This window comes from Streptomyces sp. NPDC054961, from assembly GCF_053609145.1.
The window spans coordinates 46,186-66,610 of the sequence record NZ_JBSGWY010000030.1 but is presented as its reverse complement, the minus strand read 5'-3'; the positions used below and the strand labels follow the sequence as shown (position 1 = coordinate 66,610).

The window sequence follows — 20,425 nt, the reverse complement described above, 5'->3', positions numbered from 1 at the left end:
GTGCCCTGGCCTTGGCCTCGTGCTCCGGCCCTGGCCTCGGCCTCGTGCTCCGGCCCTAGCCTTGGCCCCCCGTGCCCTGGCCCTGGCAGCGGGGCGGTCGGCGGCGCCGCCGACCACTGCCCCCAACGCCAGGCACCGCGCCTCGCCCGGCCCCGCCGCTTGCGCAGCGTGAGACGCCCCCCGCCCGCGCAGCGCGAAGGCCCCGGGCGTCGCCCTGGGGAAGGGGGACGGCCGGGGCCTTCGGTTGTTGCTTGGGTTGCGCCGCACCCGCGTGGCGAACGCTTCGTGTGCGGCGCGGAGTGCCGGTCGGGAGCGGGAGAGAGGGCCCGCTGGATCCCTGCCCGGCGATCACATCAGAGCTCAGCCCTGAAGGGAGGCAACCTTGGTGGCCAGCGCCGACTTCTTGTTGGCGGCGGCGTTCTTGTGGATGACACCCTTCGAGACGGCCTTGTCGAGCGCACGGGAAGCGGCGCGGGAAGCCACGGTGGCCTTCTCGACGTCACCGGCGACGACGGCCTCGCGGGCCTTGCGGATCGCGGTCTTGAGCGAGGACTTGACGGCCTTGTTGCGCAGGCGCGCCTTCTCGTTCGTCTTGTTCCGCTTGATCTGGGACTTGATGTTCGCCACGAAAGAGCCTTTGCAGGTTCAGAGATTTGATCTTCGGATTGTGTCCCGGAAGCTTAGAGGGCATACGAGACACAGCTGCTCAGGCTACCAGGCGCGCTCCGACCGGCCCAAACCGAGCGCATTGCCCGGTCCATGGGACCATGGAAGCCTGCGTACAGACCCACTTCGCGCAGACCGACGCCCACACTCGTTCCGACTGCGACCCGAGAATCAGGACACTGCGTGCCCGCGATCCCCAGCCACGTGCCCGAGCCGAGCCGTACCGACCCGGCGCTGATCCGCAATTTCTGCATCATCGCGCACATCGACCACGGCAAGTCGACCCTCGCCGACCGGATGCTCCAGCTCACCGGCGTGGTGGACTCGCGGCAGATGCGTGCCCAGTACCTCGACCGCATGGACATCGAGCGTGAGCGCGGCATCACGATCAAGTCCCAGGCGGTCCGACTGCCCTGGGCGCCGACCACGGGCGAGGACGAGGGCAAGACCCACATCCTCAACATGATCGACACCCCGGGGCACGTCGACTTCACCTACGAGGTCTCGCGTTCCCTCGCCGCCTGTGAGGGCACGGTGCTCCTGGTGGACGCCGCCCAGGGCATCGAGGCGCAGACCCTCGCCAACCTGTACCTGGCGATGGAGAAGGACCTGGCGATCGTCCCGGTCCTGAACAAGATCGACCTGCCGGCCGCCCAGCCGGAGAAGTTCGCCGAGGAGCTCGCGAACCTGGTCGGCTGCCAGCCCGAGGACGTTCTGCGCGTCTCGGCGAAGACCGGTCTCGGTGTGGACGCACTGCTCGACAAGATCGTCGCGACGGTCCCGGCACCCGTCGGTCCCAAGGACGCCCCGGCCCGCGCGATGATCTTCGACTCGGTCTACGACTCGTACCGCGGCGTCGTCACCTACGTCCGTGTCGTCGACGGCCAGCTCAACAAGCGCGAGCGCATCCGGATGATGTCGACCGGCGCCACGCACGAGCTGCTGGAGATCGGCGTCTCCTCCCCGGAGATGACCCCGGCCGACGGAATCGGCGTCGGCGAGGTGGGTTACATCATCACCGGCGTGAAGGACGTCCGTCAGTCCAAGGTCGGTGACACCATCACCAGCCTGAACAACGGCGCGACCGAGGCCCTCGGCGGTTACAAGGACCCGCGTCCGATGGTCTTCTCGGGCCTGTACCCGCTCGACGGCTCGGACTACCCGGACCTGCGCGAGGCCCTGGACAAGCTGCAGCTCAACGACGCCGCGCTGGTCTACGAGCCGGAGACCTCGGCGGCGCTCGGCTTCGGATTCCGCGTCGGCTTCCTCGGCCTGCTCCACCTGGACGTGGTGCGCGAGCGCCTGGAGCGCGAGTTCGGCCTGGACCTGATCGCCACCGCGCCGAACGTGGTCTACCGCGTCGTCATGGAGGACGGCAAGGAGGTCACGGTCACCAACCCGAGCGAGTTCCCCGAGGGCAAGATCTCGGACGTGTTCGAGCCGGTCGTGCGGGCCACCCTGCTCGCGCCCTCCGAGTTCATCGGCGCGATCATGGAGCTCTGCCAGCAGCGCCGCGGCACCCTCCTGGGGATGGACTACCTCTCCGAGGACCGCGTCGAGATCCGCTACACGCTCCCGCTCGCGGAGATCGTCTTCGACTTCTTCGACCAGCTGAAGTCCAAGACGCGCGGTTACGCCTCCCTCGACTACGAGCCCACCGGCGAGCAGGCCTCCGGACTGGTCAAGGTCGACATCCTGCTGCACGGCGACAAGGTCGACGCCTTCTCCGCCGTCACGCACAAGGACGCGGCCTACGCCTACGGTGTGCGCCTCGTCGCCAAGCTGCGCGAACTCATCCCGCGGCAGGCCTTCGAGATCCCGATCCAGGCGGCCGTCGGCTCGCGCGTCATCGCCCGCGAGACCATCCGCGCCATCCGCAAGGACGTGCTCGCCAAGTGCTACGGCGGCGACATCTCCCGTAAGCGGAAGCTGCTGGAGAAGCAGAAGGAAGGCAAGAAGCGCATGAAGATGGTCGGCTCCGTGGAGGTCCCCCAGGAGGCCTTCATCGCCGTCCTCTCCAGCGACGAGTCCGGCGGCAAGAAGAAGTAGTCCTGGACGCGCAGCAGGCCCCCGTGCTCCGGCGCGGGGGCCTGCCGCGTTACCGGGGGTTGCCGGGCCCCGTCGTGGAACGCCGCCCGCCCGTCGCCGGGACGTCGCGGCCCGCCGCGTCGTGGAAGCGGGCACGGTTCGTTGTGGAACGCGGACACGCTTCGTTATGAATCGGCGTCCCAGGGCCTCTTACGCGCCAGCCGGAGGGCCCCTAGTCTGATCACTGCTCGTTGGTTACTCGCCAGTTACAAGCCCTGACTCAGCCACCCACCCTGACCCACCACCCAGTCAGTCCGCCCCTGTGATGAACAGGCCCTGCCGCGTGGTCCGGAGGATGTCCGTGAGCGACACACAGACCTTGATCGAGAACCGCCCGCCCACCGTGGCGACCCTCTTCCTGGAGCGTGTCGCCGCCACGCCGAACGCCGAGGCCTACCGCTACCCGGTGCCCGCCGCCGACGGGCAGGGTGGACCGGACGACTGGAAGTCGCTCAGCTGGGGGCAGGCCGCGGAGCGGGTTTTCGCCATCGCGGCGGGGATCGTCGACCTCGGGATCCAGCCGGAGGACCGCGTCGCGCTGTCCTCCAACACCCGGGTCGAATGGATCCTCGCGGACCTCGGCGTGATGTGCGCCGGCGGCGCCGTCACCACCATCTATCCGAGCACGAACGCCGAGGAGTCGGCGTTCATCCTCTCCGACTCCGAGAGCCGGATCCTGATCGCCGAGGACGCCGGGCAGCTGGCCAAGGCCCGCGCGCGCCGCGCCGACCTGCCCGAGCTGGCCCACGTGGTGGTCCTGGAGGCGGCCGACGCCGTCGCCGCCGAGGGCGACCCCGAGGGCTGGGTGCTGTCCCTCGCCGATCTGGAGGCGCGCGGCCGCGAGTACCTCGCCAAGCACCCCGAGGCGGTCAAGGAGCGGATCGCGGCCATCACCGCCGACCAGCTCGCCACCCTCATCTACACCTCCGGCACCACCGGCCGTCCCAAGGGCGTGCGGCTGCCGCACGACAACTGGTCGTACATGGCCAAGGCCACCGTCGCCACCGGCCTGATCACCAAGGACGACGTCCAGTACCTCTGGCTGCCGCTCGCGCACGTCTTCGGCAAGGTGCTCACCTCCGGCCAGATCGAGGTCGGGCACGTCACCGCCGTCGACGGCCGCATCGACAAGATCATCGAGAACCTGCCGATCGTCCAGCCGACCTACATGGCGGCCGTTCCGCGCATCTTCGAGAAGGTCTACAACGGGGTCGCGGCCAAGGCCCGGGCCGGCGGCGGGGCCAAGTACAAGATCTTCCAGTGGTCGGTGGGCGTCGCCCGCGAGTACGCCAAGGTCACCCAGGACAACTTCCGTCGCACCGGTAACGCGAGCGCCCCCTTCGGCCTCGCCACCAAGCACAAGATCGCCGACACCCTCGTCTTCTCCAAGCTCCGCGAGGCCTTCGGCGGCAACCTGCGCGCCGCCGTCTCCGGCGCCTCCGCGCTGGCCCCCGAGATCGGGTACTTCTTCTCCGGCGCCGGCATCCACATCCTGGAGGGCTACGGACTGACCGAGTCCAGCGCCGCCTCCTTCGTCAACCCCGGTGAGGCCTACCGCACCGGCACCGTCGGCAAGCCGCTCCCCGGCACCGAGGTCCGCATCGCCGACGACGGCGAGGTCCTCCTGCGCGGCCCCGGCATCATGCAGGGCTACCACCGGCAGCCGGAGAAGACCGCCGAGGTCCTGGAGGCCGACGGCTGGCTGCACACCGGGGACATCGGCGAGCTGTCGCCGGACGGCTACCTGCGGATCACCGACCGGAAGAAGGACCTGATCAAGACCTCGGGCGGCAAGTACGTCGCCCCGGCCGAGATCGAGGGTCAGTTCAAGGCGATCTGCCCCTACGTCTCCAGCATCGTCGTCCACGGCGCCGACCGGAACTTCTGCTCCGCGCTCATCGCCCTCGACGAGCCGTCCATCCTCGTCTGGGCCGCCGAGAACGGGCTGGAGGGCAAGACGTACGCGCAGGTCCTGGCCGCGCCGGAGACCAACCGGCTCATCGAGACCTACGTCCAGACCCTCAACGAGGGCCTCCAGCGCTGGCAGACGGTCAAGAAGTTCCGCCTCCTGCCGCGCGACCTCGACGTCGAGCACGGCGACCTCACGCCCAGCCTGAAGCTGAAGCGGCCGGTCGTCGAGCGTGAGTTCAAGCACCTGATCGACGAGATGTACGAGGGCTCGCGCGAGGCGTAGCGCCTGCGGCGAGCCGTGCGGGGCGGGGCGGCGGACCGCCCCGCACGGCCCTCCCCCTGATCCGGGCAGGCCCCGGATGCGTGCCCTCGCGCGGGCGGCATCCGGGGCCTGCCTGTACACCCTGCGGGCGGCTGTCGAGCCTCTGCCCTGGCCGGGCAGGGACCTGCCGTGAGGCCTCTGCGGGCGGCTGTCGGGCGTCTGCCCGGGCCGACGCAGGGACCCGCTGTGCGCCTCTGCGGGCGGTTGTCGGGCGTCCGTCCGGGCTGGCGCGGGACCTGTCGTGTGCCCCTGCGGGCGGTTGTCGGGCGTCTGCCCGGGCCGACGCAGGGACCCGCTGTGCGCCTCTGCGGGCGGCTGTCAGGCCTCTGTCCGGGCTGGCGCGGGGACCTGTTGTGTGCCCCTGCGGGCGGCTGTCGGGCATGTGCGCGGGCCGGGCGCGGGGGCCTGCTGTGCCCCTGCGGGCGGCTGTCGGGTATCTGCGCGGGCCGGGCGCTGGGATCTGTCGTGTGCTCCTGTGGGCCGGTCTTCGGGGGTTCGTGCCACGGTGTGTGCCGCGGGCTTCTCCGGCTGCCGCGGGGCCGGGATTCGCCGGCGGGGCCGGTCCGGGCCGCCCGGGGCGGTTCGTGCGGGGCGGACGTGCCCGGCGGGTGCGGGACAATGGGGGCATGCCTTCCGCACTGCCCGACGGTGACCCCATGCCCGAAGACGGCTCGCTGCCGTCGCACGCCCTGGAGGGCGCCGGGGAGCGGCCGCTCGGGTTCTACCTGCACGTCCCGTACTGCGCCACGCGCTGCGGGTACTGCGACTTCAACACCTACACGGCCACCGAGCTGCGGGGTACCGGAGGCGTGCTCGCCTCCCGGGAGAACTACGCCGACACCCTGATCGACGAGGTCCGCCTGGCCCGGAAGGTCCTCGGGGACGGCCCGAGGGCCGTCCGCACGGTGTTCGTCGGCGGCGGCACGCCGACGCTGCTGCCCGCCGCCGACCTCGTCCGGATGCTCGCGGCGATCCGCGAGGAATTCGGGCTGGCCGAGGACGCCGAGGTCACGACCGAGGCCAATCCGGAGTCGGTGGACCCGCAGTACCTGGCGGAGCTGCGGGAGGGCGGGTTCAACCGGATCTCCTTCGGCATGCAGAGCGCCAAGCAGCACGTCCTGAAGGTCCTGGACCGTACGCACACCCCCGGGCGGCCGGAGGCCTGCGTGGCGGAGGCGCGGGCGGCCGGCTTCGAGCACGTGAACCTGGACCTGATCTACGGGACCCCGGGGGAGTCGGACGACGACTGGCGGGCCTCGCTGGAGGCGGCGCTGGGGGCCGGGCCGGACCACATCAGTGCCTACGCGCTGATCGTCGAGGAGGGCACCCAGCTCGCGCGGCGGATCCGCCGCGGCGAGGTCCCGATGACCGACGACGACGTCCACGCGGACCGGTACCTGATCCTCGACTCGGTGATGGCCGGGGCGGGCTACTCCTGGTACGAGGTCTCGAACTGGGCCACGACGGACGCCGGGCGCTGCCTGCACAACGAGCTGTACTGGCGCGGGGCCGACTGGTGGGGCGCGGGTCCGGGCGCGCACTCGCACGTGGGCGGCGTGCGGTGGTGGAACGTGAAGCACCCCGGCGCGTACGCGGCCGCGCTGGCGCAGGGGCGGTCCCCGGGCGCCGGGCGCGAGCTCCTGTCGCAGGAGGACCGCCGGGTCGAGCGCATCCTGCTGGAGCTCCGGCTCGTGGACGGCGTCCCGCTGTCCCTCCTCGCCCCCGCCGGCCTCGCCGCCGCGGGGCGGGCACTGGCCGACGGTCTCCTGGAGCCGGGCCCGTACGGGCAGGGGCGCGCCGTACTGACGCTGCGCGGCCGCCTCCTGGCCGACGCGGTGGTCCGCGACCTGGTCGACTAGACCGTCCGTCTCGCCGTCTCGCCGTCTCGCCGTCTCGCCGTCCGTCCGGCCTTCCTTCCGTCCGTCCGGCCGCGAGGGGGCCCGCCGGAAGCGTGGCGACGGGCCGGCCTTCTCCGGCCGCGCCGCGCCGCGCCGCGCCGGGGCGTCTAGGGCGCCGTCACGTGGTCGATGAGGTGTTCCACCGCGCCCAGGAGCGTGGGTTCCAGGTCCTTGTACGAGGTCACCCGCGACAGGATGTGCTGCCAGGCGGCGCCGGTGTTCGGGGGCCAGCCCAGGGCGTGGCAGATGCCGGTCTTCCAGTCCTGGCCGCGGGGGATCACCGGCCAGGCCGCGATGCCCAGGGCGGACGGCTTCACCGCCTGCCAGACGTCCACGTACGGGTGGCCCACGATCAGGACGTCGGGGGAGGTCACCGAGGCGGCGATGCGGGATTCCTTCGTGCCGGGGACCAGGTGGTCCACCAGGATCCCCAGGCGGGCGTCCGGGCCCGGGTCGAAGTCCGCCACGATGGCCGGGAGGTCGTCGATGCCCTCCAGGTACTCCACCACCACGCCTTCGATCCGCAGGTCGTCGCCCCAGACCCGTTCCACGAGTTCGGCGTCGTGGCGGCCCTCGACGTAGATCCGGCCCGCTCGCGCCACCCGCGCCCGCGCGCCCGGGACGGCCAGCGAGCCGGAGGCGGTGCGCAACGGGGCGGAAGGGCCGCGGGCGGGGCGGGTGAGGGTGACCACCGCGCCGTCCAGGAGGAACCCGCGGGGTTCCAGCGGGAAGACCCGGCGCTTGCCGAAGCGGTCCTCCAGGGTGACCGTGCCCGCCTCGCAGCCCACCACCGCTCCGCAGAAGTCCGTGCCCGCCACCTCGACCACCAGGTCCGGGTCGGCCGGCACCTCCGGGACGGGCTTGGCCCGCTTCCACTGGGGGGTCAGGTCGGGGGAGTAGTCACGCATCCGGCCGAGGGTAGGAGAACGGGCGGCCTCAGGGCGCCGACACGCCGAAGCGGGCCGCCAGTGTGGCGCGTTGCGCACGGACGAAGTCCGCGTCGACCACCGCTCCGTGACCCGGCACGTACAGAGCGTCCTCCCCGCCCAGGGCGAGGAGCCGGTCGAGGGCCGCCGGCCACTGGCGGGGCACGGCGTCCGGACCGGCCTGGGGATCGCCCGATTCCTCGACCAGGTCGCCGCAGAAGACGACCTCGCGGGTTCCGGGGACGAAGGCGGCCAGGTCGTGCCGGGTGTGGCCCGGGCCGACGTTCGCCAGCAGCACCTGCACCCCGCCCAGATCGAGCGTCCACTCGCCCGACACCAGGTGCCGGGGGAGCACCAGGAGCTCCACCGCCTCGGCGGCCTCGGCCTCCGCGAGGCCGTGCCGGACGGCCTCGGCCCGCAGGTCGTCGTGGCTGACGGACAGCAGGTTGTCGAGGCCGACCGGACCGTAGACCTGCGCGCCGGCGAACACCGCCCCGCCCAGCACGTGGTCGAAATGTCCGTGTGTGAATGCGATATGGGTCACGCGGCGGCCCGCCAGCCGCTCGGCCTCGGCCCGCACCCGCGCACCCTCCCGTACGGATGAACCGGGGTCGATCAGGAGGGCCGAATCCTCGCCCACCACCAGTCCCACGGTGCAATCCCACACCGGCAGGCGGCGTCGGCCGGCCCGTTCGGTGAGCCGTTCCCAGCCCGCCTCTTCCCAACGCACGTCCATACCGCGACGCTACCTTGGCGGCCCGCCCTTGCTAGCGGTGTACCACCCCGCCGTACACTGACCGGGGGATGTCTGGCACTCGAATGCGCAGAGTGCCAATGAGCCGCCCGCGAACGACGAGACGATGGAGGTGTGCGCGATGCTCAGCGAACGCAGACTCGAAGTGCTGCGCGCCATCGTCCAGGACTACGTCGGGACGGAGGAGCCGGTGGGCTCCAAGGCGCTCACCGAGCGGCACCGGCTCGGCGTGTCGCCCGCCACCGTGCGCAACGACATGGCGCTGCTGGAGGAAGAGGGCTACATCGCCCAGCCCCACACCAGCGCCGGCCGGATCCCCACCGACAAGGGCTACCGCCTCTTCGTCGACAAGCTGGCGGGGGTCAAGCCCCTGTCCACGCCCGAGCGCCGGGCCATCCAGAACTTCCTCGACGGCGCTGTGGACCTCGACGACGTGGTCGGCCGGACCGTGCGGCTGCTCGCGCAGCTGACCCGGCAGGTCGCCGTCGTCCAGTACCCGAGCCTGACCCGCTCCACCGTCCGGCACGTGGAACTGCTCTCGCTGGCCCCGGCCCGCCTGATGCTCGTCCTCATCACGGACACCGGCCGGGTCGAGCAGCGGCTCGTCGACTGCCAGACCCCCTTCGGGGAGGCCTCGCTCGCCGACCTGCGGGCGCGCCTCAACAGCCGTGTCGTCGGCCGCAGGTTCACCGACGTGCCGCCGCTGGTGCAGGACCTTCCGGAGTCCTTCGAGGCCGAGGACCGGGCGACGGCCAAGGCCGTCCTCGACACCCTTCTCGAAACGCTGGTGGAGGAGGCGGAGGAGCGGCTGATGATCGGCGGCACCGCCAACCTCACCCGTTTCGGACACGATTTTCCCCTGACGATCAGGCCGGTGCTCGAAGCGCTGGAGGAGCAGGTCGTGCTCCTCAAGCTGCTGGGCGAGGCCAATGAGTCGGGAATGGCCGTAAAGATCGGGCATGAGAATGCCTACGAGGGACTGAACTCCACGTCCGTCGTCTCGGTCGGCTACGGTTCGGGCGGCGAAGCAGTCGCCAAACTCGGCGTGGTCGGACCGACCCGCATGGACTACCCCGGAACGATGGGAGCGGTACGCGCAGTGGCACGTTACGTCGGACAGATCCTGGCGGAGTCGTAAGTGGCCACGGACTACTACGCCGTTCTCGGCGTGCGCCGCGACGCATCGCAGGACGAGATCAAGAAGGCCTTCCGCCGCCTCGCGCGTGAACTCCACCCGGACGTGAATCCGGACCCGAAGACGCAGGAGCGCTTCAAGGAGATCAACGCGGCGTACGAGGTGCTCTCGGACCCGCAGAAGAAGCAGGTCTTCGACCTCGGCGGCGACCCGCTGTCCTCTTCGGGCGGCGGTGGCGGAGCGGGTGGCTTCGGGGCGGGTGGCTTCGGCAACTTCTCCGACATCATGGACGCCTTCTTCGGCCAGAGCCAGCAGCGCGGACCGCGTTCGCGGACCCGCCGCGGCCAGGACGCGATGATCCGCCTCGACCTGGAACTGGACGAGGCCGCCTTCGGCACGACCAAGGACATCCAGGTCGACACGGCCGTCGTCTGCACCACCTGCTCCGGCGAAGGGGCCGCCCCCGGCACCTCGGCGCAGACGTGTGACATGTGCCGCGGCCGCGGTGAGGTCTCGCAGGTCACCCGGTCCTTCCTGGGCCAGGTCATGACCTCGCGCCCCTGCCCGCAGTGCCAGGGCTTCGGCACCGTGGTCCCGACCCCGTGCCCCGAGTGCGCGGGCGACGGCCGGGTCCGCTCCCGCCGCAGCCTGACGGTCAAGATCCCGGCCGGCGTCGAGAACGGCACCCGGATCCAGCTCGCGGGCGAGGGCGAGGTCGGCCCCGGCGGCGGCCCCGCCGGCGACCTGTACGTGGAGATCCACGAGCTGCCGCACCCGACCTTCCAGCGGCGCGGGGACGACCTGCACTGCACGGTCACCCTCCCGATGACCGCGGCGGCCCTGGGCACCAAGTGCCCGCTGGAGACGCTGGACGGCATGGAGGAGATCGACATCCGGCCCGGCACGCAGTCCGGCCAGGCGATCCCGCTGCACGGGCGGGGCGTCACCCACCTGCGCGGCGGCGGGCGCGGCGACCTGATCGTGCACGTCGAGGTCACCACCCCGGGCAAGCTGGACCCGGCGCAGGAGGACCTGCTGCGCCAGCTGGCGAAGCTGCGCGGCGAGGAGCGGCCGCTCGGCCAGTTCGCGCCGGGCCAGCAGGGGCTGTTCAGCCGGCTGAAGGACGCCTTCAACGGGCGCTGAGCCGCGCGCGCGGCCGCGTACGGCACCCCGTCCGCGAGCGCGGGGGAGAACGACCGCGAGCCCGGTCCGGGGAGGCCCCGGACCGGGCTCGTCGCATGGCGCCGACGGGTTTCGGGCACCCCGGTGAAGCGGACTATGCCAGGCGAATGCCGTGATTCGGCCCCGTGAGCGGGACATGGCACGATGCAGACCATGTCCTCCGCACCGAACGGTCTCTTCGTGTACCCGATCGTGCAGGCTCCCATGGCAGGCGGCGCGTCCTGCCCGCCGCTCGCCGCCGCCGTGTGCGAGGCGGGCGGGCTGGGCTTCCTGGCCGGGGGGTACAAAACCGCCGACGGCATGTACCAGGAGATCAAGCGGCTGCGCGCGCTCACCCGCCGCCCGTTCGGCGTCAACCTCTTCATGCCGCAGACCGGATACGTGGACCCGGCCGCCGTGGAGGCGTACCGCGGCCAGCTCGCCGGCGAGGCCAGCTGGTACGAGATCTCGCTCGCCGAAGAGGACATCATCGGCACCAGCGACGACGGCTACGACGCCAAACTCGCCATTCTCATCGAGGACCCGGTCCCCGTGGTCTCCTTCACCTTCGGCCTGCCCTCGCCCGCCGCCTTCACCTGCCTGCGCAAGGCCGGTACGTACACGATCGCCACGGTCACCTCCGTGGAGGAGGCCCGCGCCGCCCAGGAGGCGGGCGCCGACGCCGTGTGCGTCCAGGGCATGGAGGCGGGCGGCCACCAGGGCACCCACCGCGACGACCCCCAGGCCGACGGCACGGCGGGCCTGGGACTGCTCGCGCTCGTGGCGCAGGTACGGGAGACCGTGGCCCTCCCGATCATCGCGGCGGGCGGGCTGATGCGCGGCTCGCAGATCGCCGCGCTGCTGGCCGCGGGCGCGGAGGCGGCGCAGCTCGGCACGGCGTTCCTGGCCTGCCCGGAGTCCGGGGCCGACCCCCTGCACAAGAAGGCGCTGACCGACCCGCTGTTCGTCCGCACGGAGATGACCCGGGCCTTCTCGGGGCGCCCGGCCCGCGGACTGGTCAACCGGTTCATGCGCGAGCACGGCCCGTACGCCCCCGCGGCCTACCCGCAGGTGCACCACCTGACCTCGCCGCTGCGCAAGGCGGCCGCGGCGGCCGGGGACCCGCAGGGCATGGCCCTGTGGGCGGGCCAGGGGCACCGGCTGGCGCGGACGATGCCCGCGGGCGAGCTCGTCGAGGTGCTCGCGGCGGAACTCGCCGCGGCACAGAACGCGTTGAAGACAAGGCAAATGAGGAGTGCGTCATGACCGCCCCCGTGTTCGTGGTCGAAAAGGTCCCCGCGGGACCGGAGTTCGTCCTGGACGGCCCCGAGGGCCGGCACGCGGTATCAGTGAAACGGCTGTCCCCGGGCGAGGCCCTGGTCCTGGCCGACGGCCGGGGCGGCTGGGCCGAGGCCGTCGTGACGGCGGCCGAGGGCAAGGACCGCCTCGTGGTCCGCGTGAACGGGGTCTTCGAGGAGGCGGAGCCGTCCGTCCGGATCACCGTCGTCCAGGCGCTGCCCAAGGGCGACCGGGGCGAGGTCGCCGTCGAGACCATGACGGAGACCGGCGTCGACGCGATCGTGCCGTGGCAGGCCTCGCGCTGCATCACCCAGTGGCGCGGGGACCGCGGCGCCAAGTCCCTGGCGAAGTGGCGGGCCACCGCCCGGGAGTCCGGCAAGCAGTCGCGCCGGGTCCGCTTCCCCGAGGTCGCCGAGGCGCTGTCCACCAAGCAGGTCGCGGCACTGCTCGCCGAGGCCGACCTCGCGGTGGTCCTGCACGAGGACCGCGACGCGCCCTCGGGCGCCCTGGCCACGGCGGAACTGCCCGCGGCGGGCTCCATCGTCCTGGTGGTCGGACCCGAGGGCGGGGTCTCCCCGGAGGAACTCGCCGCCTTCGCGGCGGCCGGCGCCCACCCGTACCGGCTGGGCCCCTCGGTGCTGCGCACCTCCACGGCCGGGACGGCGGCGGCGGCGGTCCTGCTGGCCAGGACGGGCCGCTGGTCCTGAGCGGCCGCCCGGAGGCGGGACCGGCCGGAAGCCGCCGGTCCTGACGCGGCGGGCGGTCCCCGGCGGTGGATACCATGCCGGAACCGATCGAACGTCACGGAGGGACCAGCGAAATGGCCGGTGAACCGCAGGCCGACTGCCTGTTCTGCAAGATCGTCGAGGGGAACATCCCGGCGACGATCGTCCGGGAGACCGAGACGACCGTCGCCTTCCGGGACATCAACCCGCAGGCGCCCAGCCACGTCCTCGTCATCCCGAAGGCGCACTACGCCGACGCCGCGTCCCTCGCCGCCGCCGCGCCCGAGCTCGCCGCCGACGTCCTGCGCGAGGCGGGCCACGTCGCCGCCGACGAGAAGATCGTCGAGCACGGCTACCGGGTCGTCTTCAACACCGGCGCCGGCGCCGGCCAGACCGTCTTCCACGCCCACGCGCACGTCCTCGGCGGGCGCGGGCTCCAGTGGCCCCCCGGATAAGACGTGTCCGTACGCGAATTCGTCGTGCTGGGCACGGCCAGCCAGGTGCCCACGCGGCACCGCAACCACAACGGCTACCTGCTGCGCTGGGACGGCGAGGGCATCCTCTTCGATCCCGGCGAGGGAACCCAGCGCCAGATGCTGCGCGCCGGGGTCGCCGCGCACGACATCAACCGGATCTGTGTCACCCACTTCCACGGTGACCACAGCCTCGGCCTCGCCGGCGTCATCCAGCGGATCAACCTCGACCGGGTCCCGCACCCCGTCACCGCGCACTATCCGGCCTCCGGGCAGAAGTTCTTCGACCGGCTGCGCTACGCCACGGCCTACCGCGAGACGGTCCCGCTGGCCGAGGAGCCGGTCGCCGGGGACGGGATCCTGGCGCGCACCGACGCGTACACCCTGGACGCGGTACGGCTCTCCCACCCGGTGGAGTCCTTCGGCTACCGGATCACCGAGCCCGACGGGCGCCGGATACGGCCCGAACTGCTCGCACTCCACGGGATCAAGGGCCCGGACGTGGGCCGGATCCAGCGCGAGGGACGCCTCGGCGAGGTCACCCTGGAAGAGGTCAGCGAGCCGCGCCCCGGGCAGCGTTTCGCCTTCGTGATGGACACCCGGCTCTGCGAGGGCGTCGACGCGCTCGCGGAGGGCTGCGACATGCTGGTGATCGAGTCGACGTTCCTCGACGAGGACGTCCAACTGGCCACCGACCACGGGCACCTCACCGCCGGACAGGCCGCCCGGGTGGCACGGGACGCGGGCGTACGGCACCTCGTGCTGACGCACTTCTCACAGCGCTACACCGACCCGGCGGAGTTCGAACGACAGGCCCGCGCGGCCGGGTTCGAGGGCGAGCTGACGATCGCGGCCGACCTCCTGCGGGTACCCGTGCCGAAGCGGACCTGAGGGCGGCGGCCCGGCGACCGCACCGGTGGCGGGACCGCCCGCCGGGGCTCAGACCCCGGTCCGGACCCGCCGCCCGGCCCGCTCCCGGCTCCGCCGGGCGGCCGCCGGGGAGAGCAGCAGCACCCTGAGCGGGGCCCGGAGCGGCCGGCGGCGCCCCGAGCGCACCGTGCCGCCGGCGATCTCGGCGATCTCGGCGATCTCGGCGATCTCGACGACCTCCAGCTCCTGCGCGCCCACCCTCGGCACGTCGCCCCTCGGGGCGCCCGCGCCGGCGGCGAGGACGGCGGCCGGGGCCCCACCACGACGGCGCACCGACCCGGGGGTCAGCGGGCGCCCGCCGACGTGCAGGGCCACGGCGGTCATCGGCCCGGCCACCGCCAGCAGCAGGCCGCCGAGGGCCAGGCCCGTGCCGGGGAAGCCGAGGCCTTCGGCGAGCAGGCTGCCGGTGACGGGCCCGCAGGCCACGCCCAGCGAGGACGCCGAGCCGACCAGGACCGCCCAGCGGCCGCGCGGGTCGAGGGCGGCGGCGAGGCCGATGGCGTAGGAGAGCACGACGGGGTAGACGGCGTTCCACAGGATCTCCCCGGCGGCGAAGGTGCCGAGGCCGTGCGCGTGCGTGGCCAGCACCACGCAGCAGGCGATCACGCCGGTGCCCACGCCCACCGGGACGGCCCGGCCCAGCCGCGCGCCGAGCGCCGAGGCGGCGCAGACCCCGAGCAGCCCGGCGCCGAGCGCGGCCGCGAACACGATGCCGAGGGTGACCTCGGACAGGCCCGCCTGCTGCGCGCCGATGCGGCCGCTGACTCCCCACAGGGCGTTCTGGGCGAGCGACCACAGCATCAGGGACCCGGCGAGCATCACCCCGGCGCCCGGGTACGGCAGCCGTCCACAGGCGGGTACGGGCCGGTCCTGCGCGGCGGCCTCGCCGAGGCGGCCCGTCGCCGGCCAGCACACGGCCGCGACCAGGGCGATCGCCGCGAAGGGCAGCCAGTGGCCGCCGCCGAGCCGGGGCAGGGTCAGGTACAGCGCCCCGGCGGTCGCCGAGACCGACAGCAGCCCGAGCGCGGAGGTCCGGTGCGGATCGCGCTGCGCGGCGATCCCGGAGGCGGCCACGGCGGTGGCCGCGCCGGATCCGAAGCCGCCGAGGACGGCGCCCGCGACGACGAGCGGGAGCAGCGGGGTGGCGGCCGCCGTCGCGTAGCCGGTGACGGCGAGGAGCAGCCCGAGCCGGGCCAGCGGGCGGGGCCCGTGGCGGGGGATGCGGGAGGCGAGGGTGAACCCGGCGGCGGCCGAGCCCAGGAGCAGGGCCGAGCCGATCAGTCCCGCCTGCGCGGGACTCAGCGGGAGGTGCGCGCCGAGCCGTCCGACGACGGTCGGCAGCAGGTACGGGGCGAGGTAACCGGCGGTGAAGAGGGCGACGAGCGGCCAGGCGGCGGGCGGCGCGGGGGTGTGGGGCGACACGGGTGGTTCCAGGTGGAGCGCGGCGGAGCCTCTGTTTATCAACCGGCCGGAGTCGCGCAGAAGGGCGTTCGGTCAGTGATCTGCGTCACACTGTTGTCCGGGTCCTTCCGGGAGGGTGGGGCCGGGCGGCCGTTGCGCGGCGACCCCCTTGCGGAAACGACCCGCCAGGATTTTGATCAGGCACCACTTCCAGCGAAACGCGCGCCGAACGGGGAGTACATCGTGAGCAGTCGGGACAGCCGGGACAGCCGAACCGCCGCCGTGGACCCGCTCGGTCCGCTGCGCGATCCCCAAGAGCCGGGCTGTGACGTCTTCCTGACCGGCACGGTGTTCCTCGACATCATCTTCACCGGCCTCGACTCGGCCCCCGTGCGCGGTACGGAGTCCTGGGCGCGCGGCATGGGCTCCAGCCCCGGCGGCGTCGCCAACATGGCCACCGCCCTCGCCCGGCTCGGCCTGCGCACCTCGCTCGCCGCCGCCTTCGGGGACGACCACTATGGCGAGTACTGCTGGGACGCGCTGGAGCAGGGCGAGGGGATCGACCTGTCGATGTCACGGACCGTGCCCGGCTGGCACAGCCCCGTCACCGTCTCCATGGCGTACGAGGGCGAGCGCACGATGGTCTCGCACGGCCACGAGGCCCCGCCCCCGGCGGGCCCCGGGCCCTTCCCGCAGTGTCCGCCCCGCGCCCGCGCGGCTGTGGCCTCGCTCGGCACGGGCGGCGGGGAGGCGTGGGTGGCCGAGGCGGCCCGGCGCGGGGCGCGGGTCTTCGCCGATGTCGGGTGGGACGAGAGCGGGCGGTGGGACCTGGGGGCGCTGGCCGACCTGGAGCACTGCGAGGCGTTCCTGCCCAACGCGGGCGAGGCGATGGCCTACACCCGCACCGACTGCCCGCGCGCGGCGGCCCGGACGCTGGCCGAGAAGGTGCCGATCGCCGTGGTGACCATGGGGTCCGAGGGCTCGTACGCGGTGGACGGCCGGACCGGCGAGAGCGCCGAGGTGCCGGCGATCGCGGTCGAGGCGCTGGACCCGACCGGCGCGGGCGACGTCTACGTGGCGGGCTTCCTCACCGGTACCCTCGCGGGCTGGCCGCTCGCGGACCGGCTCGCCTTCGCGGGCCTGACGGCGGCCCTGTCGGTCCAGGAGTTCGGGGGCTCGCTGTCGGCCCCGGGGTGGCCGGAAGTGGCCGACTGGTGGCGGACCGCGCCGCAGGAGGTGCGCGGACGGTACGCGTTCCTGGACGACCTGGTTCCGCCGGGCGCCGCCCCGGCCAGCAGGCGCCGGGCGGTCCCGACCATCGGCTTCCGGCACTCCGCGTAGGAGCGCGGCGGAAAACCCCTCGGGGATGGAGCGGGGGCGACGTAGGCTTGGAGGTCCGGAGGTCGTCGATCGGCACGGCCCCTCAGTGGGAGGTATGCGCAGGCCACAGTGCCGGCCCATGACTCAGACAACGAGAGCCCAGATCCCCGCGCCGGGACAGGCGCGGGCCCACTTCAGCGTCCCGGCCAGCCATCCGATGGTGTCCGTCCTCGGATCGGGAGACGCGCTGTTGCGCGTGATCGAGAGGGCCTTCCCGAAGGCCGACATCCATGTGCGGGGCAATCAGGTCAGCGCGATCGGCGCGGCGGCGGAAGTCGCCCTGATCCAGCGCCTGTTCGACGAGATGATGCTGGTGCTCCGCACCGGGCAGCCGATGACGGAGGACGCAGTGGAACGATCGATCGCCATGCTCAAGTCGAGCCGCAACGGCGACGGCCCGGACGAGACCCCGGCCGAGGTGCTCACCCAGAACATCCTCTCCAGCCGCGGACGCACGATCCGGCCCAAGACCCTGAACCAGAAGCGGTACGTCGACGCGATCGACAAGAACACGATCGTCTTCGGCATCGGCCCCGCCGGTACCGGCAAGACCTACCTCGCCATGGCCAAGGCGGTCCAGGCCCTGCAGTCCAAGCAGGTCAGCCGGATCATCCTGACCCGCCCCGCCGTCGAGGCCGGCGAGCGGCTCGGATTCCTGCCGGGCACGCTCTTCGACAAGATCGACCCGTACCTGCGCCCCCTCTACGACGCCCTGCACGACATGATCGACCCGGACTCGATCCCGCGCCTGATGGCAGCGGGCACCATCGAGGTGGCGCCCCTGGCGTACATGCGGGGCAGATCGCTCAACGAGGCGTTCGTCGTGCTCGACGAGGCGCAGAACACCACCACCGAGCAGATGAAGATGTTCCTGACCCGTCTCGGCTTCGACTCGAAGATCGTCATCACCGGTGACGTCACCCAGGTCGACCTGCCGGGCGGCGCCAAGAGCGGTCTGCGCCAGGTGCAGGACATCCTGGAAGGGGTGCCGGACATCCACTTCTCGCGGCTCACGTCCGAGGATGTCGTCCGGCACAAGCTGGTCGGCCGTATCGTCGATGCGTACGAGAAGTACGACGACATCCAGGCGCGCCAGGCCGGCCCCGACGGCGGCGAGCGCACCCGGAACGGCCACCAGCGGAAGTAGAACCCAGCGCACCATGTCGATCGACGTCAACAACGAGTCCGGAACCGAGGTCGACGAGCAGGCGATCCTCGACATCGCCCGCTACGCGCTCGCCCGGATGCGGATCCACCCGCTCTCGGAGCTCTCCGTCATCGTCGTCGACGAGGAGGCGATGGAGCAGCTCCACATCCAGTGGATGGACCTGCCCGGACCCACCGACGTCATGTCCTTCCCGATGGACGAACTGCGTCCGCCGTCCAAGGACGAGGAGGAGCCCCCGCAGGGGCTCCTCGGCGACATCGTGCTCTGTCCCGAAGTGGCGAAGAAGCAGGGTGAGGACGCGCCGACGCAGCACTCCATGGACGAGGAGCTCCAGCTCCTGACCGTCCACGGGGTGCTGCACCTGCTCGGCTACGACCACGAGGAGCCGGACGAGAAGGCCGAGATGTTCGGCCTCCAGGCGGCCATCGTCGACGGCTGGCGCGGCGAGCGCGGCGTGACCGGTCCGTCCCCGGCCCCGACCGTCTCGTGACCGGCGATCCCCAGCTGATCACCGGCGCCGTCCTGCTGGTCGTGGTGGCCTGGTTCGCGGCGTGCGCGGAATCCGGGATCGCCCGGATCTCCACCTTCCGCGCCGAACAGGCCGTACGGGCCGGCCGGCGCGGCAGCGCCAAGCTGGCGCAGGTCGCAGCCGATCCCACCCGCTACCTCAACGTCGCCCTGCTGGTCCGGGTCACCTGCGAGATGGCGGCGGGCGTGCTCGTCACGTACGTCTGCCTCGACGAGTTCGGGGAGAACTGGACCGCGCTGCTCGTGGCCATCGGCGTGATGGTGCTGGTCTCGTTCGTGGCGGTCGGAGTGTCTCCGCGCACCATCGGCCGGCAGCACCCGCTGAACACCGCCACGGCGGCCGCCTACGTCCTCGTACCGCTCGCCCGCGTGATGGGGCCCGTCCCGCAGCTGCTGATCCTCATCGGCAACGCGCTCACCCCCGGCAAGGGCTTCCGCAAGGGGCCCTTCGCCTCCGAGGCCGAGCTGCGCGCGATGGTGGACCTGGCGGAGAAGGAATCGCTCATCGAGGACGACGAGCGCCGGATGGTGCACCAGGTCTTCGAGCTGGGCGACACGCTCGTGCGCGAGGTGATGGTGCCGCGCACCGACCTGGTCTGCATCGAGCGGTACAAGACGATCCGTCAGGCGACCACGCTCGCGCTGCGGTCCGGCTTCTCGCGGATTCCCGTCACCGGGGAGAACGAGGACGACATCGTCGGTGTCGTGTACCTCAAGGACCTGGTCCGCAAGACCCACATCAGCCGCGAGTCGGAGACCGATCTGGTCTCGACGGCGATGCGGCCGGCGGTCTTCGTCCCGGACACCAAGAACGCGGGCGACCTGCTGCGCGAGATGCAGTCGGTGCGCAACCACGTGGCGGTGGTGATCGACGAGTACGGCGGCACCGCCGGCATCGTCACCATCGAGGACATCCTGGAGGAGATCGTCGGCGAGATCACCGACGAGTACGACCGGGAGATCGCACCGGTGGAGGAGCTGGGCGGGGACAGCTACCGGGTCACCGCGCGGCTGGACATCACCGACCTCGGGGAGCTGTTCAAGGTCGACTCCTTCGACGACGAGGACGTGGAGACCGTCGGCGGGCTGCTCGCCAAGGCACTGGGCCGGGTGCCGATCGCGGGCGCCTCGGCGGTGGTGGACCTGCCGGACGGGCGGCCGCTGCGGCTGACCGCCGAATCCCCGGCGGGGCGGCGGAACAAGATCGTGACGGTACTGGTGGAGCCGCTGGCTCCGGCGGTGACGGTGGAGGACGGATCGGAATGACGCCGAGCGAGCTGCGCGACTTCTGCCTGGGTTTCAACGCGGCGGTGGAGGAGTTCCCCTTCACCCCGGAGACCTCGGTGTTCAAGGTGCTGGGGAAGGTGTTCGCGCTCTCGGCGCTGGACGGCGACCCGCTCAAGGTCAACCTCAAGTGCGAACCGGAGCAGGCGGTGCGGCTGCGGGAGGAGCACGAGGCGGTCGTACCGGGCTGGCACATGAACAAGCGGCACTGGAACACGGTCACGGTGGGCGGCCCGGGGGCCCTGCCCGACGCCCTGGCCCGGGAGCTGGTCGAGGACTCGTACGACCTCGTGGTCGCGGGTCTGCCGAAGGCGGAGCGGCTGCGGCTCGACCGGCCGTAGCGCGGGAGCGTGTCCGCGGGGCCGTCGCGCGGCCC

Annotated in this window: 18 protein-coding genes; 14 read left to right on the top strand and 4 right to left on the bottom strand. The window is 72.3% G+C overall.

The genetic code is table 11. The annotated features are described in order from the left end of the window. Window positions 1–360: 360 nt before the first annotated feature. Window positions 361–627 (bottom strand): 30S ribosomal protein S20, encoded by a 267-nt coding sequence (rpsT, locus tag ACWF9Z_RS24990; RefSeq protein WP_281206797.1) that lies wholly within the window; start codon window positions 625–627, stop codon window positions 361–363. Window positions 628–849: 222 nt separating this feature from the next. On the opposite strand from rpsT, the gene lepA reads away from it, so the two are divergent. From lepA to hemW, 3 genes are all read left to right on the top strand, one after another. After that, on the top strand, window positions 850–2,715 hold the full coding sequence (gene lepA / locus ACWF9Z_RS24985) for a translation elongation factor 4 (RefSeq protein WP_453605355.1): 1,866 nt from the start codon (window positions 850–852) through the stop codon (window positions 2,713–2,715). A gap of 340 nt (window positions 2,716–3,055) precedes the next feature. Beyond that, complete coding sequence (locus ACWF9Z_RS24980) at window positions 3,056–4,948, top strand: AMP-dependent synthetase/ligase (protein ID WP_453605353.1); 1,893 nt, start codon at window positions 3,056–3,058, stop codon at window positions 4,946–4,948. A 665-nt stretch (window positions 4,949–5,613) separates the two neighbouring features. Beyond that, window positions 5,614–6,846: a radical SAM family heme chaperone HemW gene (hemW, locus tag ACWF9Z_RS24975; RefSeq protein ID WP_453605351.1), complete on the top strand. Its 1,233-nt coding sequence runs from the start codon at window positions 5,614–5,616 to the stop codon at window positions 6,844–6,846. Window positions 6,847–6,992: 146 nt separating this feature from the next. Here hemW and ACWF9Z_RS24970 read toward each other — a convergent pair whose 3' ends face one another. Both ACWF9Z_RS24970 and ACWF9Z_RS24965 read right to left on the bottom strand, forming a co-directional pair. After that, entirely contained in the window at window positions 6,993–7,793 is an 801-nt protein-coding gene (locus ACWF9Z_RS24970) for a DUF3097 domain-containing protein (protein ID WP_453605349.1), read from the bottom strand. Window positions 7,794–7,821: 28 nt separating this feature from the next. Further along, entirely contained in the window at window positions 7,822–8,547 is a 726-nt protein-coding gene (locus ACWF9Z_RS24965; RefSeq protein WP_453605347.1) for an MBL fold metallo-hydrolase, read from the bottom strand. A 139-nt stretch (window positions 8,548–8,686) separates the two neighbouring features. Here ACWF9Z_RS24965 and hrcA point away from each other — a divergent pair, with 139 nt between their 5' ends. The 6 genes from hrcA to ACWF9Z_RS24935 all read left to right on the top strand — a co-directional run bounded on the left by hrcA (window position 8,687) and on the right by ACWF9Z_RS24935 (window position 14,249). Next, the gene (gene hrcA, locus ACWF9Z_RS24960) at window positions 8,687–9,703 is read left to right on the top strand and encodes a heat-inducible transcriptional repressor HrcA (RefSeq protein ID WP_356650102.1); all 1,017 of its coding nucleotides are present in this window, start codon (window positions 8,687–8,689) and stop codon (window positions 9,701–9,703) included. Further along, complete coding sequence (gene dnaJ, locus ACWF9Z_RS24955; RefSeq protein ID WP_453605345.1) at window positions 9,704–10,843, top strand: molecular chaperone DnaJ; 1,140 nt, start codon at window positions 9,704–9,706, stop codon at window positions 10,841–10,843. Between the two features lie 192 nt (window positions 10,844–11,035). Beyond that, window positions 11,036–12,127 (top strand): nitronate monooxygenase, encoded by a 1,092-nt coding sequence (locus tag ACWF9Z_RS24950; protein WP_453605343.1) that lies wholly within the window; start codon window positions 11,036–11,038, stop codon window positions 12,125–12,127. Beyond that, the gene (locus ACWF9Z_RS24945; RefSeq protein WP_453605342.1) at window positions 12,124–12,867 is read left to right on the top strand and encodes a 16S rRNA (uracil(1498)-N(3))-methyltransferase; all 744 of its coding nucleotides are present in this window, start codon (window positions 12,124–12,126) and stop codon (window positions 12,865–12,867) included. The genes ACWF9Z_RS24950 and ACWF9Z_RS24945 overlap by 4 nt, the downstream gene beginning before the upstream one ends. A gap of 113 nt (window positions 12,868–12,980) precedes the next feature. Further along, window positions 12,981–13,340, top strand: coding sequence for a histidine triad nucleotide-binding protein (locus tag ACWF9Z_RS24940; RefSeq protein ID WP_356650106.1), 360 nt, complete (start codon window positions 12,981–12,983; stop codon window positions 13,338–13,340). 3 nt (window positions 13,341–13,343) lie between these two features. Then, entirely contained in the window at window positions 13,344–14,249 is a 906-nt protein-coding gene (locus tag ACWF9Z_RS24935; protein WP_453605340.1) for a ribonuclease Z, read from the top strand. 48 nt (window positions 14,250–14,297) lie between these two features. On the opposite strand, the gene ACWF9Z_RS24930 is transcribed toward ACWF9Z_RS24935, so the two are convergent. After that, complete coding sequence (locus ACWF9Z_RS24930; RefSeq protein ID WP_453605338.1) at window positions 14,298–15,710, bottom strand: MFS transporter; 1,413 nt, start codon at window positions 15,708–15,710, stop codon at window positions 14,298–14,300. A gap of 222 nt (window positions 15,711–15,932) precedes the next feature. Here ACWF9Z_RS24930 and ACWF9Z_RS24925 point away from each other — a divergent pair, with 222 nt between their 5' ends. The 5 genes from ACWF9Z_RS24925 to ACWF9Z_RS24905 all read left to right on the top strand — a co-directional run bounded on the left by ACWF9Z_RS24925 (window position 15,933) and on the right by ACWF9Z_RS24905 (window position 20,390). Further along, window positions 15,933–17,030 (top strand): carbohydrate kinase family protein, encoded by a 1,098-nt coding sequence (locus ACWF9Z_RS24925; RefSeq protein WP_453605337.1) that lies wholly within the window; start codon window positions 15,933–15,935, stop codon window positions 17,028–17,030. A 118-nt stretch (window positions 17,031–17,148) separates the two neighbouring features. Next, window positions 17,149–18,216, top strand: a complete 1,068-nt coding sequence (locus ACWF9Z_RS24920) for a PhoH family protein (RefSeq protein ID WP_453605335.1) — start codon at window positions 17,149–17,151, stop codon at window positions 18,214–18,216. Between the two features lie 13 nt (window positions 18,217–18,229). Beyond that, window positions 18,230–18,727 (top strand): rRNA maturation RNase YbeY, encoded by a 498-nt coding sequence (ybeY, locus tag ACWF9Z_RS24915; protein ID WP_453605333.1) that lies wholly within the window; start codon window positions 18,230–18,232, stop codon window positions 18,725–18,727. Then, on the top strand, window positions 18,724–20,031 hold the full coding sequence (locus ACWF9Z_RS24910) for a hemolysin family protein (RefSeq protein ID WP_453605332.1): 1,308 nt from the start codon (window positions 18,724–18,726) through the stop codon (window positions 20,029–20,031). Before ybeY ends, ACWF9Z_RS24910 begins: the two co-directional genes overlap by 4 nt. Continuing rightward, window positions 20,028–20,390, top strand: a complete 363-nt coding sequence (locus tag ACWF9Z_RS24905) for an MmcQ/YjbR family DNA-binding protein (RefSeq protein WP_356650112.1) — start codon at window positions 20,028–20,030, stop codon at window positions 20,388–20,390. The genes ACWF9Z_RS24910 and ACWF9Z_RS24905 overlap by 4 nt, the downstream gene beginning before the upstream one ends. Window positions 20,391–20,425 lie beyond the last annotated feature (35 nt).